The organism is Brevibacterium sp. K11IcPPYGO002, from assembly GCF_050920635.1.
Lineage (GTDB): Bacteria > Actinomycetota > Actinomycetes > Actinomycetales > Brevibacteriaceae > Brevibacterium.
In genome coordinates this window covers 2,750,517-2,766,671 of record NZ_CP131929.1, presented here as the reverse complement: position 1 = coordinate 2,766,671, position 16,155 = coordinate 2,750,517, and the positions used below count along the sequence as shown (strand labels likewise).

At 66.0% G+C, this 16,155-nt stretch carries 14 protein-coding genes; 13 read left to right on the top strand and 1 reads right to left on the bottom strand.

The window, feature by feature from the left end; translation table 11 throughout:
* Positions 1-12: 12 nt before the first annotated feature.
* From QYM46_RS12525 to QYM46_RS12490, 8 genes are all read left to right on the top strand, one after another.
* Complete coding sequence (locus tag QYM46_RS12525; protein WP_432789173.1) at positions 13-2,064, top strand: S9 family peptidase; 2,052 nt, start codon at positions 13-15, stop codon at positions 2,062-2,064.
* Positions 2,057-3,145 carry a hypothetical protein gene (locus tag QYM46_RS12520; protein ID WP_432789172.1) on the top strand — a complete coding sequence of 363 codons (1,089 nt, stop codon included), beginning with the start codon at positions 2,057-2,059 and terminating at the stop codon, positions 3,143-3,145. The genes QYM46_RS12525 and QYM46_RS12520 overlap by 8 nt, the downstream gene beginning before the upstream one ends.
* Entirely contained in the window at positions 3,142-5,370 is a 2,229-nt protein-coding gene (ligA, locus tag QYM46_RS12515) for an NAD-dependent DNA ligase LigA (protein ID WP_432789171.1), read from the top strand. The genes QYM46_RS12520 and ligA overlap by 4 nt, the downstream gene beginning before the upstream one ends.
* Positions 5,371-5,494: 124 nt before the next feature.
* Entirely contained in the window at positions 5,495-5,980 is a 486-nt protein-coding gene (locus QYM46_RS12510) for a hypothetical protein (RefSeq protein WP_432789170.1), read from the top strand.
* A gap of 153 nt (positions 5,981-6,133) precedes the next feature.
* Complete coding sequence (gene gatC / locus QYM46_RS12505) at positions 6,134-6,439, top strand: Asp-tRNA(Asn)/Glu-tRNA(Gln) amidotransferase subunit GatC (RefSeq protein ID WP_169252765.1); 306 nt, start codon at positions 6,134-6,136, stop codon at positions 6,437-6,439.
* Position 6,440: 1 nt separating this feature from the next.
* On the top strand, positions 6,441-7,943 hold the full coding sequence (gene gatA / locus QYM46_RS12500) for an Asp-tRNA(Asn)/Glu-tRNA(Gln) amidotransferase subunit GatA (RefSeq protein ID WP_432789169.1): 1,503 nt from the start codon (positions 6,441-6,443) through the stop codon (positions 7,941-7,943).
* Positions 7,940-9,421: an Asp-tRNA(Asn)/Glu-tRNA(Gln) amidotransferase subunit GatB gene (gatB, locus tag QYM46_RS12495; protein WP_432789168.1), complete on the top strand. Its 1,482-nt coding sequence runs from the start codon at positions 7,940-7,942 to the stop codon at positions 9,419-9,421. Before gatA ends, gatB begins: the two co-directional genes overlap by 4 nt.
* Positions 9,422-9,633: 212 nt before the next feature.
* The gene (locus QYM46_RS12490; protein WP_432789167.1) at positions 9,634-10,668 is read left to right on the top strand and encodes a hypothetical protein; all 1,035 of its coding nucleotides are present in this window, start codon (positions 9,634-9,636) and stop codon (positions 10,666-10,668) included.
* Positions 10,669-10,744: 76 nt separating this feature from the next.
* Here the strand turns inward: QYM46_RS12490 and def are convergent, their stop codons facing one another.
* Complete coding sequence (def, locus tag QYM46_RS12485) at positions 10,745-11,317, bottom strand: peptide deformylase (protein ID WP_432789166.1); 573 nt, start codon at positions 11,315-11,317, stop codon at positions 10,745-10,747.
* Positions 11,318-11,700: 383 nt separating this feature from the next.
* Here def and cysK point away from each other — a divergent pair, with 383 nt between their 5' ends.
* The 5 genes from cysK to QYM46_RS12460 all read left to right on the top strand — a co-directional run bounded on the left by cysK (position 11,701) and on the right by QYM46_RS12460 (position 16,121).
* A complete protein-coding gene (gene cysK / locus QYM46_RS12480; protein ID WP_432789165.1) occupies positions 11,701-12,627 on the top strand; it encodes a cysteine synthase A in 927 nt (308 codons plus the stop codon).
* Between the two features lie 147 nt (positions 12,628-12,774).
* A complete protein-coding gene (gene epsC / locus QYM46_RS12475; protein ID WP_240811914.1) occupies positions 12,775-13,452 on the top strand; it encodes a serine O-acetyltransferase EpsC in 678 nt (225 codons plus the stop codon).
* A gap of 290 nt (positions 13,453-13,742) precedes the next feature.
* Positions 13,743-14,942, top strand: coding sequence for an LLM class flavin-dependent oxidoreductase (locus QYM46_RS12470; RefSeq protein ID WP_169252760.1), 1,200 nt, complete (start codon positions 13,743-13,745; stop codon positions 14,940-14,942).
* Positions 14,942-15,652, top strand: a complete 711-nt coding sequence (locus QYM46_RS12465) for an NAD(P)H-dependent oxidoreductase (protein ID WP_432789164.1) — start codon at positions 14,942-14,944, stop codon at positions 15,650-15,652. The genes QYM46_RS12470 and QYM46_RS12465 overlap by 1 nt, the downstream gene beginning before the upstream one ends.
* 1 nt (position 15,653) lies before the next feature.
* Entirely contained in the window at positions 15,654-16,121 is a 468-nt protein-coding gene (locus QYM46_RS12460) for a MarR family winged helix-turn-helix transcriptional regulator (protein WP_432789163.1), read from the top strand.
* Positions 16,122-16,155 lie beyond the last annotated feature (34 nt).

Here is a 16,155-nt window from a genome sequence, read left to right as displayed (position 1 = left end):
TACTCTGGGGGCATGAAGGAAAGTCCCCAAGATGTCGTCACGGCACCTTATGGAACCTGGTCTTCACCTCTGGGCGCCGCCGAGGTGGCTGCCGGTGCCGCTCCGATCTTCGATGCCGCCTTCCGCGGAGACGAGGTCTTCTACTCGACGAAGATTCCCGCTGAGAAGGCCCGCACCGGCCTCGTCCGCACGTCGCTGTCACGTCCGGGAGAGCGTGAGCAGGTCATTCCGACCGGGTTCAACATCCGCTCCGCCGTCCACGAATACGGGGGAGCCTCGTGGGCTCTCGACCAGAGCAGCGAGGTCATCTACTTCGTCAACGCCGCTGATCAGCGCGTCTGGCAGATCATTCCCGGGCGAGCCCCGCACGCGCTGACCCCGGACACCTCGGGGCGGATCCGCTACGGGGATCTGCACATGAGCCCGTGGGGGCTGCTATGTGTGCGCGAGGACTGTCGGTCCACCCGTCGTGAACGCGCCATCGTGCTGCTGACCAAGCACGGAACGACGAATGTGCTCTCGACCCACTCGCATTTCATGGCCTGGCCCAGGCTCTCACCCGACGGCAGCACCTTGGCGTTCATCGGCTGGGAGCACCCGAACATGCCGTGGGACGGAACCACCCTGTGGCTGGTCGATGTGCGCACCCCGGCCACACCTGCGGTCGCCGTTCTCAGCGGTGACGGGATCGAACGCCCGCGCAGGTCCGATCCGGGATTGCCGAGTCCGACCGACCCGGGAATCTCGCTGCTCCAGGCGGAGTTCACGTCAGATTCGTCTCTCCACGTCATCTCCGATCACGAAGGGCACTGGGCGCTGTACGGCCTCGACATCGACCCCGTCGTCGTGCGTCCCCTGGTCACCGACGACCGTCAGGCGCCGGCGCCCGAAAGAATCGGATTCGACCGGCTGCGATCGGTCATCGACACCGGCGAGGAGATCGGCGGTGCCCTCTGGCAGCTGGGCACCCGGTGGCACCTCAACGACGGAGATGAGGTGTGGGCGCATTCTCAGGCGGCCACCGCAGCACTCGTGCGCCGCCCGCTCAGCCCTTCCGCCACAACGATGAGTCCTTCCTCCCCGCCCTGGGAGACCATCGACACGACGGGGGAGACCTTCGGCACGATCGAACTCCTCGACCTCGGACGCACCCACCTGCTTCTGACCGCGAAGTCGACCAGGCGCCCCGGAGTCCTCTACGCCGTCGACCGGGTGACCGGACTGTTCACGGAGATCGCCAGCGAACGCCTCGACACCCATCAGGGCTACTATTCCCGCCCGAGCGTCGGCGAACTCGGGGGAGTGCCCGTCGTCATCCACCCTCCCCACAATCCTCGCTTCGCCGCCCCCGTCGACGAACTCCCGCCCTTCGTGGTCTCGATCCACGGCGGACCGACGGGACAGGCGATCCCGGAGATGACAGCCCGCACGAGCTTCTTCACCTCCCAGGGCATCGGCGTCCTCGAGGTCAACTACGGCGGGTCGACCGGATTCGGCCGCGCCTGGCGTAACCGACTGCGCGGCGGATGGGGAGTCGTCGACGTCGAGGACACCGTCGCCGCCGTCAACGGTCTCATCGCAGCCGGACTCGCCGACCCGAACCGCATCGCCATCTCCGGAGCCTCATCGGGCGGATGGACGGTGCTGTCCGCCCTGGCCTCGACGAACGTGTTCGCCTGCGGCACCTCGTATTTCGGAGTCACCGACCTCATGCGCTTCGTCGTCGACACCCACGACTTCGAATCCCACTACATCGACGGCCTCGTCGGACCCTGGCCCGCCGCCCAGGACGAATACATCACCCGTTCGCCGATCCGCCGGACCAGCGATATCACCGTGCCCGTGGCCGTGATGCAAGGCGACCGCGACCCGATCGTCCCACCCTCACAGGCCCAGGAATTCGTCGATACACTTCAACTGGCCGGAGTGGAGTACATTTACCGTCTGTACAAGGGCGAATCCCACGGCTTCGTCCGCGCCGAAACCATCATCGATTCCCTGGAAAGCGAGTTCGGATTCTATGTCGACGTCTTCGGAATCCCCCGCGCCCACCAGCATGGCTGACCGAGTTCTGCCCGCCGCCACGACCACGGGAATCTGGCTGCCCGGAGCCCGTGATCCGCACCGTAGCTATATTGCGACCAGCCCGGTCCGAGAGGCCGCGGCCGCCGGCTTCGACATCCTCGCCGACCAGCTGCCGCCGGTGCCCCTGACCGCCGACCGGTCCGAAGACCGGTGGGGCGCCGATGCCATCGGCCGCGCCGTCGGCCTGCTCACCGAACTCCACGTCGACCGCACGTCCTACGGGTGGCGGCTGACCGCCTCGGCGGGCAAAGACGAACGGCTCGAGGACTCCGCCCTTATCGAAGCCTTCGACGCGATCGCCGAATACGGTGGGTCCCGGCCCGGGCAGGTCCAGATCAGCCTGCCGGGACCGTGGACGCTCGTGACCGCGCTGAGCCTGAGCTCCGGTGCCCGCGTCCTCGGCGATCACGGCGCCCGCCGTGATGTCGTCCAGGCCTACGCCTTCGGCATCGCCGCCTTCACCGATCGCATCGCGGGCTTGGGCATGCAGCCGACCGTCCGCCTCGTCGAATCCCGTCTGAACCCGGTCCTCACCGGCACCTGGCCGACCGTGTCCGGGTGGGCGAGCCTGCCCGCCATCAGCGAAACCCAGGTGTGGGCAGCGCTCGAATCCACACTGCGCCACCTCCCTCCCACCGTGCTCGCCCTGCCGGACCTCGAGCCCTTGCGCCTGCAGGGCAAGGAGATCCCCGCCGCCGAGGCGGTCCGCCGCACCGGCGCCCGCTCCGTGTCAGTGCCGTTGGCTAGCCTGAGACCACACAGCTGGGAGCAGTTGGCGATCCTCGCCGAGGCGGGGCTCGGCACCTGGATCCACCTGCCGACCGAGGCCGGTGGGCGATCGGACGCGGTCAACCATTGGTGTGAACGGATCCGCACTCCGTGGTCGCGCATCGGCATGGGGGCTGCGAGCCTGCGCGAATTCGGGATCATCGCCGGGCCCGAACTGCCGATGACCCACCCGCCGCTGCTGGAGGACCAGCAGGGGATCGGACCCGAGCACAATCGGGGAACCATGACCATCGCCGCCGGCCTGCGGCGGGCTCTTGAGGAGATCGAATGACCACGACACCGGAGAACGCCGACTCATCGACGCCCGAGCACCAGACCTCGGATTCGACCACACTCGACCTGGGCGGCGTCGACCTCACCGACGCGACCGCTCGCGCTCAGGCTCATGCCCAGCTGACCGAGAAGATCGAGGAGCTGCGGGCCGCCTACTATCAGGACTCCCTGCTCGTCTCCGACGCCGAGTATGACGAACTCGTCCATCGTCTGGAAGACCTCGAGGCGCAGTTCCCCGAACTCGTCACCGACTCCTCGCCGACGCAGACAGTCGGCGGCGTCGTCGATACCTCGACCTTCGACCCGGTCGAACACATCGGTCCGATGTACAGCCTCGACAACGTCTTCGACTACGACGAACTGCGAGCCTGGTACGAACGGGTGCGGTCGGCCACCTCGGTGAAGTCGAAGTTCCTGTGCGAACTCAAGATCGACGGTCTCGCCGTCAACCTGCTCTACCGGAACGGCGAACTCGTGCGGGCGGCGACCCGCGGCGACGGACGCATCGGTGAGGACATCACCGCGAACGTGCGCACGATCTCCGATATCCCGCACCACCTCGATACCGAGCACCCGCCGGCCGAGGTGGAGATCCGCGGTGAGGTGTTCTTCCCCGTCGAGGACTTCGCCGAACTCAATGCCTCGCTTGTCGCCGACGGCAAGGCCCCCTTCGCGAATCCGCGGAACTCCGCGGCCGGTTCGCTGCGGCAGAAGGACCCGGCCGTCACGGCGCGTCGGCCCCTGCACATGCTCGTCCACGGAATCGCCGTGTGGACGCCGGCCGACGATTCGCATCCCGAGCCTGCCCACCAGTCCGAGGTCTACGAACAGTTCCGGTCGTGGGGTCTGCCGATCAGCGACTATTTCAAGGTTCTCGACACCGTCGATGAGATCGAAGACTTCATCGCCTACTACGGCGAACACCGTCACGACGTCACCCACGAGATCGACGGAATCGTCATCAAGATCGACGATATCGCCGTGCAGGAGACGATGGGCTACACCTCTCGCGCACCGAGGTGGGCGACCGCATTCAAATACCCGCCCGAGGAAGTCACGACGAAGCTCATCGACATCCAGGTGCAGGTGGGTCGGACCGGGCGAGTGACCCCATTCGCCGTGATGGAACCGGTGACCGTGGCCGGATCGACCGTCGAGCGGGCGACCCTGCACAACGGATACGAGGTCAAACGCAAGGGTGTGCTCATCGGCGACACCGTCACCCTGCGCAAGGCCGGAGACGTCATCCCCGAGGTGCTCGGCCCGGTCGCGGCCCTGCGGGACGGATCCGAACACGAATTCGTCATGCCCACCCACTGCCCGTCCTGCGGGACCGAGCTCGGTGAGCAGAAGGAAGGCGACAAGGACCTGCGGTGCCCGAACTCACGGTCCTGCCCAGCCCAGCTGGCCAATCGCATCTTCTACCTCGCCTCCCGTGCGGCCTTCGACATCGAAGCCCTCGGCGAGGAGGCCGCGCTGGCGCTGACGGCACCGGCCGAACCGGATACACCTCCGCTGACCTCGGAGGCCTTCCTCTTCGACCTCACTCCCGATGATCTGCGTGATGTCAAGATCTGGCGGAACAAGAAGTCCAAGGGTGTGGAGACCGGCGAACGAGAACTTGTGCCCTACTTCTTTACCCGTGGAACCGCGAAGAAGCCGAGCGCTCCGAGCGCGAACACGAAGAAGCTCTTCGACGAATTGGAGAAGGCAAAAGATCAAGAACTGTGGCGGGTGCTCGTCGCCTTGTCGATCCGCCATGTCGGACCGACAGCCGCACGGACCCTGGCCGCGAAGTTCCGCACCCTTGAGGCCATCCGTGAAGCCAGCCTCGAAGAGCTGTCGGCCGTAGAGAGCATCGGTCCGACGATCGCACAGAGCATCCGCGATTGGTTCGAGATCGACTGGCACAACGAGATCGTCGACACTTGGGCGGCAGCCGGGGTGCGGATGGAGGACGACGAAGTCGAGGCCGCCGCGCAGACCCTCGAGGGGCTGACGATCGTGGCGACCGGATCGCTGAGTTCGTTCACCCGCGATGGCATCAAGGAGGCGATCCTCGGCGCCGGCGGCAAGGCAGCGGGATCGGTGTCGAAGAAGACCGACTATGTCGTCGCCGGTGAGAACGCCGGGTCGAAGTTGGACAAGGCGGAGTCGCTGGGCGTGCCTGTCCTCGACGAGGACCAGTTCCGGGTGCTGCTGGAGACCGGCAGCCTCGACTGAGGGAATACATCTCGGTTCCCGGAGGTTCCAAGGTGCGGCTGTGTGCTCATTCGTGACCGAACTCGAAGTCGGGGTTCAGACTCAGTCAAGCTCAGAGACAGCTTCGAGTGGAAGAGTGTGGGACATGAGATGGATCCCCAAAGTCCTCGCCGGTACCTGCGTGGTCGTTGCCGCGGCCCTGACCGCGGTTCCCGTGACGGCGGGCCTGGCCGACCTGGTGCTGGGGCCGGGACCGAACAGCACCAAACGCAATGCTCAGCCCGCTCTGACGTCCATGCGCACTCCGGGGCCTCCGGTCACCGGCCGTACCGAGGAGTCGGCGACTGCGTCCGACCCCGTCTCGACGGATGGTCATGAGGTCATCGAAGGCACCATCGTCGACGATTCGAGTCCGGTCGGTGCCCTGTCGTCCGGCTCATTGTCGACCGGCACGGAACTCGTCGCAGCCACCGTGGCCGACGCCCGGACCCGCATCGCCGATCTCGCCGCCGACCTGCAGTCCGGAGTCTCTGCCGGAGAGTTCACCCAGGCCGACGCCGACCGCGTCGTGGCCGACATGGCCGGATACATCCACGGCACCCGCACCTGGCCCGAACGCCTCACCCCCTGATAATTACTACCTGACGGCGGCCCAGCAACCTCGCGCGAGGTTGCTGGGCCGCCGTCAGGTAGTAATGGGGGAAGGTCACAGCGGGGCTTCGGAAGGGCGCCCCGCGGAGAGACTAGACTGGGGGCGAGTGAAAACGACGATGAAAGGCAGGGAATGACGGAGTCTTCCGCAATCACCCCCGAACAGGTGGAGCATCTGGCTTCACTGTCTCGGATCGCCATGAGCGAGGACGAGCTGAAATCGCTCGCCGGTGATCTGAGCACAATTCTGGGAAACGTCGCCAGGGTCAACGAAGTGGCCGGCGACGATGTGCCCGCAACCAGCCACCCCATCCCGCTGACGAACGTCATGCGCCCCGACGTCGTGGGCGAGACGCTGACCAGTCAACAGGCTCTGGCCTCGGCCCCGGCCGCCGAGGACGACAAGTTCCTCGTCCCGCAGATCCTCGGGGAGGAATGAGATGACCGCACTGACGAACAAGAGCGCCCTCGAACTCGCCGCAGGACTGAAATCCGGCGAGTTCTCCTCCGTCGAGGTCACGCAGGCCCACCTCGACCGCATCGCCTCCACCGAGGATGACTTCAACTCCTTCATCACCGTCACCGACGAACTCGCCCTGGAGACGGCGAAGACCGTCGACGCCAAACGCTCCGCCGGTGAGGACGTCCACGCCCTGGCCGGTGTTCCGGTGGCGCTGAAAGACCTCGTCGTCACCGAAGGCACGCGTACGACCGCCGGGTCGAAGATGCTCGAGAACTGGGTTCCGCCCTACGAATCGACCGTGCACACCTTGGTCAAGGCCGCCGGTCTGCCGGTGCTCGGCAAGACCAACCTCGACGAATTCGCCATGGGATCGACGACCGAGCACTCGGCCTTCGGCAACACCCGCAACCCGTGGAACCTCGACCACGTGCCCGGCGGTTCCTCGGGAGGCGCGGCCGCAGCACTGGCCGGTTTCCAGGCCCCGCTGTCCGTGGGCACCGACACCGGCGGATCCGTCCGTCAGCCCGCCGCGTTCACCGGCACCGTCGGCGTCAAGCCGACCTACGGGTCGATTTCGCGCTTCGGCATCATCGCCATGGCCTCGAGCCTCGACCAGGTCGGACCGATGGGCCGCAACGTCGCCGACGCCGCCGCCCTGCACGAACTGCTGGCCGGACACGATCCGCTCGATTCGACGTCGCTGCCCGACGAGGTCGGCGGGTTTCTGACCGCCGCCCAGACCGGCGAGCTCAAGGGCAAGAAGCTCGGCGTCATCAAGCAGCTGGCCGGTGAGGGATACCAGGACGGAGTCCGCACCGCGTTCACAGCGGCGCTGGAAACCGCTGCCGCCGCAGGTGCCGAGATCGTCGAGGTCGACTGCCCGTCGATCTCCTACGCCCTCGACGCCTACTACCTCATCATGCCCTCCGAGGTGTCGTCGAACCTCGCCCGCTACGACGGCATGCGCTACGGCCTGCGCGTCGAACCCGAGTCCGGTCCCGTCACCGCCGAGACCGTCATGTCGGCCACTCGTGCCGCCGGCTTCGGCGATGAGGTCAAGCGACGCATCATCCTCGGCACCTATGCTCTGTCGGCCGGTTACTACGACGCCTACTACGGTTCGGCGCAGAAGATCCGCACCCTGGTCCAGAACGACTTCGCCAAGGCCTTCGCCGCGGCAGACGTCCTCGTGTCCCCGACCGCTCCGACGACCGCACTGAAGTTCGGTGCGGAGAAGGCCGCCGACCCGATGGCCCTCTACCTCGGCGACGTCGCGACGATCCCCGCGAACCTCGCCGGAATTCCCGGACTGTCCCTGCCCGCGGGCCTGGCCGATGGTCTGCCCGTCGGCTTCCAGATCCTGGCTCCGGCCCGTGAGGACGTCAAACTCTACGAGGTGGCCGGCCCCCTGGAAGCCGCACTCGAATCCGCCGGCGGACGCGTGCTCGACACTCTCGCGGAAGGACTGAACGCCAAGTGAAATACGAAGACGCGATCAAGAAATACGATCCGGTCATCGGCATCGAGGTCCACGTCGAGCTCGGCACCGCGACCAAGATGTTCGACGCCGCCCCCAACACCTTCGGCGGGGGTCCGAACACGAACGTGACCCCCACCTCGCTCGGCCTGCCCGGGTCCCTGCCCGTGGTCAACGAAAAGGGTGTCGAGTACGCGATCAAGATCGGTCTGGCGCTCGGCTGCGAGATCGCCGAGACCTGCCGGTTCGCCCGCAAGAACTACTTCTACCCGGACGTGCCCAAGGACTTCCAGACCAGCCAGTCCGATGAGCCGATCGCGGCCGAGGGCCAGGTCGAGGTCGAGCTCGAGGACGGCACCATCGTCACCGTCCCCGTCGAGCGCGCCCACATGGAGGAGGACGCTGGCAAGAACACCCACGTCGGAGGGGCCACCGGCCGCATCCAGGGCGCCGACCATTCGTTGGTCGACTACAACCGCGCCGGTGTGCCGCTCGTGGAGATCGTCACCCACCCGATCACCGGGACAGGGGAGAGAGCCGCCGAGGTAGCCGCCGCCTATGTGCGCACGCTGAGGGACATCTTCCGCGCCCTCGACGTCTCCGAAGCCCGCATGGAACAGGGCAACGTCCGCGCCGACGTCAACGTGTCGCTGCGGGAGAACCCCGAAGCACCGCTGGGTACCCGCACGGAGACGAAGAACGTCAACTCCTTCCGCTCGATCGAACGAGCCGTGCGCTTCGAGATCGCCCGCCAGGCGACCCTCCTCGAGGCGGGGGAGAAGGTCGTCCAGGAGACCCGTCACTTCCACGAGGAGACCGGAGAGACCTCGTCGGGACGACCGAAGTCCGACGCCGACGACTACCGCTACTTCCCCGAGCCGGACCTCGTTCCGCTGCAGCCGTCCCGCGAATGGGTCGACCAGCTGCGGACGAGCCTGCCCCAGCTGCCGGCGCAGAAGCGTCGCCGCCTCCTCGGGGAATGGAAGTTCTCCGACCTGGAGATGCGCGACATCGTCAACGCCGGACTCCTCGAAGCCATCGAGGACACCGTCACCGCCGGAGCGAAGCCGGCCGCAGCGCGCAAATGGTGGACCGGTGAGGTCGCCCGCCTGGCCAACCAGGAGGACAAGCACCCCACCGAGATCGTCACACCCGCCCAGGTGGCAGGACTCGTCGATCTCATCGATGAGGGCAAGCTCAACGACAAGCTGGCCAAGGATGTGCTCACCGGAGTCTCCGCCGGCGAAGGCGAGCCCGCCGAGGTGATGAAGGCCCGCGACCTCGAGATCGTCGAGGACACCGGGGCACTCGAAGCCGCCGTCGAGGAGGCCATCGCGGCCAACCCCGATGTGGTCGAGAAGATCAGGGGCGGAAAGATGCAGGCCATCGGTGCGCTCATGGGCCCGATCATGAAGGCCACCCGCGGACAGGCCGATGCCGGAAAAGCCAAGGACCTCATCCTCTCCAAAATCAATGGCTGACTTCAGGTCCGAACTGATCCTGGTCGACGCCGGCGCCTGACAGTGCCGAGCAGGACTCAGGATTGATCCAGCCACACCCTCTAGACTGTGCGTCCAAGGGAACCGACCGGGTTCCCGAGCATGGCGGAGGGTGTGGCTGTTCGCATTCCCCGCAGCCGATGGCCCGCCAGGACAGGGCCAAGAGCGTGACCCACACGCGTGGAGGTGAAGCGGTGTCTGAGTGGAAATCGCTGTGGAAGAGCGAATGCGGGAAGTCCGCGCCGATCTACCGGGTGCTCGTGCCCGACAGCGTCAACGAGGCGGTGCTGCGAGCTTGGAGTGCCCGCGGATACCGCTACACGGCCGGAGCCCCGAGCGCGATCATGCTCACCGGTGGGATGAGCCGGAACTTCTTCCGCTCCAGCGTCCTGTTCAAGGGCGGCACTGCCGCCGGCACCGCCGTGACCGCGGGATTCGCGGCTCCCGGAGGACTGGCTCTGGTCTCGGGGTTCGCCGATGCCGCACTGACCTTCGGCGGGATGGGTGTGGCCACCGCCCTGGGGACCGGAATCTTCGCGGCCGTCACCGGCCCCAAATACTTCCGCGATCCGAAGCGTCTGAGCCGGAAGAACCGACGCAAGGTCGCCGCCGCCCAGTGGGTGACCCCGTCCAGTCTCGGCTATCTGCCCGGGCGCAAGGAAGGCCGCGACACCGACGAGCAGCGTCTGTTCCATCTCGCCGTCACGATCGCCCGCAAGATCGTGCGCACCCGCGCCTGGACCCATCCGATCCTCAAAGACCACGTCTCCCGCGTCGACCTCGACCATGCCGTGGCCTCCATCGGAGTGCGGCTGCAGGAACTCGTCAGCCTCCGCGAGGAGATCGAGGGCATCCGTGATGTGGGGACCGCGAAGTCGGTGGAGACCTATCTGTCGAAGCTGGCCGTCGCGTTCTCGTCCATGGCACGCCGCGTGGAGTCGATGCACGACTACTACGAGCGCCTCCTCGAACTCGATCAGCAGCTCATGCTGCTGCACAATTCCGAACGCTCCCGCGAGCTCGGTGACCGGGTGCTCGACGTGCTGTCTCGCACCGCCGCGGACGATTCCGCCGATTGGCAGTTCAGGGAGCTGCGCATCGACGCGGACTCGCAGTCGTCGATCATCTCCGGACTCGTTGCCGAACTCGATCAGACCGCCGATGACTTCGACGACTTCGACACCCGGTTGGCCGCAGCTCAGAAGTCCGTGGACGAACTCGAGGCTTAGGCTCGGCTCTGGTTCAGTGGTCGACTGATCCCGGTTCGCCGACTTGTCTCGGCCCGTTGACCAACCCGCTCCCGGTTCAGTGACCGAAGGGGTCGGGGTCGACCCCCGGCATCCATGACAGGCCCGGCTGGTTGTAGCCATGCGCTTCCTGGGCCTTCTTCCACTTCTTCGACCAGCGCTTATCGAGGCGGTCGACATAGAGGGTTCCCTGCAGGTGGTCGTATTCGTGCTGCATGATGCGCGCGAACCACCCGTCAGCGCTCAGGGTCACCGGTTCGCCTTTCTCATCGAAGCCGTTGACGGTGACCCTGTCGGCACGTTTGAGGGGGAAATCGAGACTCGGCACCGACAGGCATCCTTCGGTCTCATCGTCGGGATCGGGACGGGTATCGGGAACCTTCGAGGCAATGAGCACGGGATTGACGAAGGTGCCGCGACGACGCACACCATAGTCATCGTCGGCGTTGAACACGAAGATGGACTTGCCGACACCGATCTGCGGTGCGGCCAGTCCGACGCCGTTGCTGGCGTCGAGCGTCTCGTGCATGTCTGCGACGAGTTCGGCAAGGTCCTCGTCGAACTCGGTGATCTTCTCGGCACGACGATGCAGAACGGGCTCGCCGCAGACGACGATGGGATGAATAGCCATGAGGACAATCGTATCGGTCACCTGAGACCGTCTCAGACTCCGCCTGACGGCCATGGTCGGGCATGAGCGTAAGGGAGGGCCGCCTCGGTGATCATGTCCGCCGATTGCTCAGCGGTTGTTGCGAATCGGACCTGCGGCAGATGGATAGATATGCGATCGCTCCCAGCCTGTGATAGGGAACGTCATATAGTTTCGCCGCCAGCGAACACAGATTGTTGAGCAACATATCTGGGAACACGTTCAGCGTCGGCGTGGTTATGATGAGGACAAGCCGTCTCGGACCACGAGATGAAAGCTGTCGCTCAACGCTTGCCGGAACAGCTCTGCCGAGCGGTGAGAGGCCTGTGACGGCGGGTGCACACAGAAGCGTGAAAGGACTTACTTTGACCATCTTCAACAACGTCTCCGATCTGGTCGGCCGTACTCCGCTGATCCGCGTCAACAAGGCCAGTGAACGCTCCGGCGCCGAAATCGTTGCGAAGCTCGAATCGTACAACCCGGGCAACTCCGTCAAGGATCGCATCGGTGTGGCGATGATCGACGCAGCCGAGAAGTCCGGCGAACTGCAGCCCGGCGGCACGATCGTCGAAGCCACCTCCGGCAACACCGGCATCGCTCTGGCGATGGTCGGCACCTCCCGCGGCTACAAGGTCAAGCTGACGATGCCCGAGTCGATGTCGAAGGAACGTCGCGCCCTGCTGCGCGCCTTCGGTGCCGAACTCGTCCTCACCGACAAGGCCGAAGGTATGAAGGGGGCAGTGGCCAAGGCCGAAGAGCTTGCTTCCGACGGTGCCGTCCTCGTGCGCCAGTTCGAGAACCAGGCCAATGCCGAGATCCACAAGGCCACCACCGGTCCAGAGATCCTCGCCGACACCGACGGCAAGGTCGACATCTTCGTCTCCGGCATCGGCACGGGCGGGACCATCACCGGCGCGGGAGCCGCGCTGCGTGAGGCCAACCCGGATGTGAAGATCGTCGCCGTCGAGCCCGCGGCTTCGCCGCTGCTGACCGAAGGCACGGCCGGACCGCACGCGATCCAGGGCCTCGGCGCGAACTTCGTGCCCAAGGTGCTCAACACCGATATCTACGACGAAGTCGTCGATGTCGACAACGACGACGCCTTCGAGCGGGCTCGCGCCGTCGCTCTCGAAGAGGGCCTGCTCGTCGGCATCTCCTCCGGTGCCGCACTCTTCGCCGCCGAGAAGGTCGCGTCTCGACCGGAGAACGCCGGCAAGCGCGTCGTCGTCATCATCCCCAGCTACGGCGAGCGGTATCTGTCGACTCCGCTGTTTGCCGAGTACATGGACTGACTCCATGGCAGCGGCACGAGGGCGTCAGACTTCGGTTTGGCGCCCTTGCTGTCTGCAGAGTCCGATGTCGGACCGCTGCGGGAATTCTTCCGCCCGGATCCGACTTGCACGAGACAGACCAAGACGAATGAGCAGGGGGAGTCAACGATGAAGGCACTGTGGACAGCGGCCGCGGCGGCCGCCGGTGCGGCAGCCTATGGGCTGAGCCGACCCGGTGTGCGCGAGACGCTCAAAGAAGACCTTGAGACGGTGAAGCGGCGAGATCCGGCGGCGCGCAATGATTTCGTCTCATTGGTGTCCTACCCGGGGATGCATGCCATCTGGGCCCACCGCGGACTCCACCGCCTGTGGCAGCACGATGCTGGAAAGGTGCCCGCGCGACTGATGTCCCAGCTGGTGAGGACGCTGACCGGTGTGGAGATCCACCCGGGGGCGCAGATCGGGCGTCGCTTCTTCATCGACCACGCCAACGGCGTCGTCATCGGCGAGACCTCGGAGATCGGCGACGACGTCATGCTCTATCACCAGGTGACCCTCGGCGGCACATCGATGGCACAGACGAAGCGCCACCCGACGATCGGCAACCATGTGCTCGTCGGCGCCGGGGCGAAGATCCTCGGCCCGGTCGTCGTCGGCGACAACTCCGCGGTCGGAGCCAATGCCGTCGTCGTCAAGGACGTGGCGGCCGACTCGAGCGCCGTGGGCATTCCCGCGACCGTGCGCCCGAAGAAGAAGGTCGGCGCCGCCTCGGCGAAGGCATCTGCGGATGACGGCTCGGTGAAACACCCGGATTTCGTCCTCGAGGACCCCGCGCTCTGGATCTGAGGCAGCTCCTGCTGCCGGACTGACAGCGGCTCCTGCCTACGGGCGGGAGCCGCTTGTCGTGCTTTGTCGGGTCGATCCACGGTGAGAACCGGGCTGGAACCACCGAGGATCGACCCGGCAATCGACCGCTTGTGGTCATGGCCTCGCGACCCACCCAGGTGGCTGCCCGCGGCCGGGAATACTTTTGACACCACTTCTGTTAAGATTTCAACTAGTTACTTCAAAATTGAAGTGAGTTCGATCAGCAGGGCGGCCGCTCAAGCCGCAGGAGCTCAGACGCAGGAGGCGCCATGGAATTCGGAATCTTCACAATCGGCGATGTCACCACCGACCCCACCGACGGCACCACCGTCAGCGAACACCAGCGGATCAAGAACACCGTCGAGATCGCCAAGAAGGCAGAAGAGGTCGGACTCGACGTCTTCGCCACCGGTCAGCACCACAACCCGCCCTTCGTGGCGCCGGCGAATCCGCCGATCCTGCTGGCCAACATCGCCGCGCAGACGCAGACACTCGAACTCTCCACGGCGACGACGCTCATCACCACGACCGATCCCGTGCGCATCGCCGAGGACTACTCCTACGCGCAACACCTCTCCGAAGGTCGCATCAGCCTGATCATGGGCCGCGGCAACACCGGTCCCGTCTACCCGTGGTTCGGCAAGGACATCCGTGCCGGCATCCCGCTGGCGGTCGAGAACTACAACCTGCTCTACCGTCTGTGGCGTGAGAAGAACCTCGACTGGGAAGGCAAGTTCCGCACTCCTCTCAATGGCTTCACCGTCACCCCGACCCCTCTGGACGAGGTCCCGCCGTTCGTGTGGCACGGTTCGATCCGCAGCCCCGAGATCGCCGAACAGGCCGCCTACTACGGCGACGGGTTCTTCCACAACAACATCTTCTGGCCGACCTCGCACACCGCGCGGATGGTTCAGCTCTACCGTCAGCGCTATGAGTACTACGGCCACGGCACGGCCAGCCAGGCGATCGTCGGCCTCGGCGGTCAGGTGTTCATGCGCAAGAACTCCCAGGACGCCGTCCGCGAGTTCCGTCCCTACTTCGACAACGCCCCGGTCTACGGCCACGGACCCAGCCTCGAGGACTTCTCGACGCAGACTCCGCTGACCGTCGGGTCGCCCCAGCAGGTCATCGAGCGCACCCTGAGCTTCCGCGACTGGGCCGGAGACTACCAGCGTCAGCTCTTCCTCATCGACCATGCGGGACTGCCGCAGAAGACGGTGCTCGAGCAGCTCGACCTCCTCGGCGAAGAGGTCATCCCCGTTCTCCGCGAGGAGTTCGCGAAGGGCCGCCCGGCAGACGTCCCCGATGCCCCGACGCACGAGTCCCTCGTCATCCGCCACCGCGAAGGCCGGGATCCGATCCCCGGCGGCGGAGAAGGATCACGCGCCTTCGAGGACCGGCAGGCACGCGCTGGCGAATCCGCCGGGAACGACGCCCAGAATGCGACACGGGAAGGAGCCGACCGCTGATGAGCACGAAGACGATGAACATCGTGGCCGTGACCACCTCGCTCAGCGAGGATTCGACCACGCTCAAGCTCACGAACCGGATCCTCGGTCAGGCCGCCTCGGCGGGGGAATCGGTGGGCATCGACGTGACCACGGACGTCATCAACGTCCGCCGCCTCGCCACTGCGCTCACGGACATGACCCTGACAGGGTTCCGCTCCGAAGCGCTGGAGACGGCCTTCGCGACCATCGCCGCGGCCGACGCCATCGTCACCGTCGCGCCGGTGTACAAGGCCGCCCCCGTCGGTCTGCACACCCTGTTCTGGCAGCTCATCGATGACAAGGCGCTGAGCCGCAAGCCCGTGCTCATCGCCTCCACCGGCGGCACTGCCCGGCATTCCCTGGCCGGGGACGCCGTGCTGCGGCCGATGCTGTCCTACCTCAAGGGCATCGTCGTGCCCACGACGGTCTTCGCCGCGACCGACGACTGCGGAACCGTCGAAGGCGGCCGGGCGCTGACCGCCCGGATCCGTCAGGCGGGGGAGGAGCTCGTGTCCCTGACCGCAACGATCAGCGGGGCCGGAAACGATGACCTCGCCGAGGTGGCCGACCCCGATCCGCGCGATCGTGCAGGGGCGGGTGCGGCCCCGGGTGCCTCGGCGAATCGCGGAATCGTCGACGAATTCGACCCCGCGAACGTCACCCCGTTCGCGCAGCTGCTCGAGGGCTGAGATGACGGAGATCAGATTCGGGCTCGGGAGGGAGGCGCTGGCGCAGAACGCGTGGCGAACCTATTTCGAGACCTCGCAGCGCCTGCGTCAGGCCCTCGAGGCCCAGCTCAAGGACGATGCGGGCCTCGATGTCAGTGACTACAACACTCTGCTCCTGCTGTGGGAGGCGCCGGAGCGGACGCTGACGATGAGCGCCCTGGCGAAGAAGCTCGTCTTCTCACCCTCGCGGCTGAACTATCGGATCAAGGTCCTCGTCGAGGCGGGACTGGTGACGAAGACTCAGTGTCCCGGGGACGGGCGTGCTCACAATGTGGCGCTGACCGAGGCAGGAGCGCGGGCGTTCCTGTCCGCCGGCTCTCAGCACAAGAGCTATGTCGCCGAGGTCTTCTTCGACCATGTCAGCGACGCCGAGCTCGAGGTGATCGAGGCCGTCTTCACTCGGATCGGGAAATCGCTGCCCGAAAACTGAGGCCGGTGTCGGCCGAGGGGTGAGGTGGGCCCTG

Bases quoted from the DNA above. Each gene is read 5' to 3' on its own strand.
- gatC (WP_169252765.1), top strand. From the start codon at position 6,134: ATGACGGAGTCTTCCGCAATCACCCCCGAACAGGTGGAGCATCTGGCT.
- QYM46_RS12470 (WP_169252760.1), top strand. From the start codon at position 13,743: ATGGAATTCGGAATCTTCACAATCGGCGATGTCACCACCGACCCCACC.
- def (WP_432789166.1), bottom strand. From the start codon at position 11,317: ATGGCTATTCATCCCATCGTCGTCTGCGGCGAGCCCGTTCTGCATCGT.
- QYM46_RS12525 (WP_432789173.1), top strand. From the start codon at position 13: ATGAAGGAAAGTCCCCAAGATGTCGTCACGGCACCTTATGGAACCTGG.
- QYM46_RS12460 (WP_432789163.1), top strand. From the start codon at position 15,654: ATGACGGAGATCAGATTCGGGCTCGGGAGGGAGGCGCTGGCGCAGAAC.
- QYM46_RS12520 (WP_432789172.1), top strand. From the start codon at position 2,057: ATGGCTGACCGAGTTCTGCCCGCCGCCACGACCACGGGAATCTGGCTG.
- epsC (WP_240811914.1), top strand. From the start codon at position 12,775: ATGAAGGCACTGTGGACAGCGGCCGCGGCGGCCGCCGGTGCGGCAGCC.
- QYM46_RS12510 (WP_432789170.1), top strand. From the start codon at position 5,495: ATGAGATGGATCCCCAAAGTCCTCGCCGGTACCTGCGTGGTCGTTGCC.
- QYM46_RS12465 (WP_432789164.1), top strand. From the start codon at position 14,942: ATGAGCACGAAGACGATGAACATCGTGGCCGTGACCACCTCGCTCAGC.
- gatA (WP_432789169.1), top strand. From the start codon at position 6,441: ATGACCGCACTGACGAACAAGAGCGCCCTCGAACTCGCCGCAGGACTG.
- ligA (WP_432789171.1), top strand. From the start codon at position 3,142: ATGACCACGACACCGGAGAACGCCGACTCATCGACGCCCGAGCACCAG.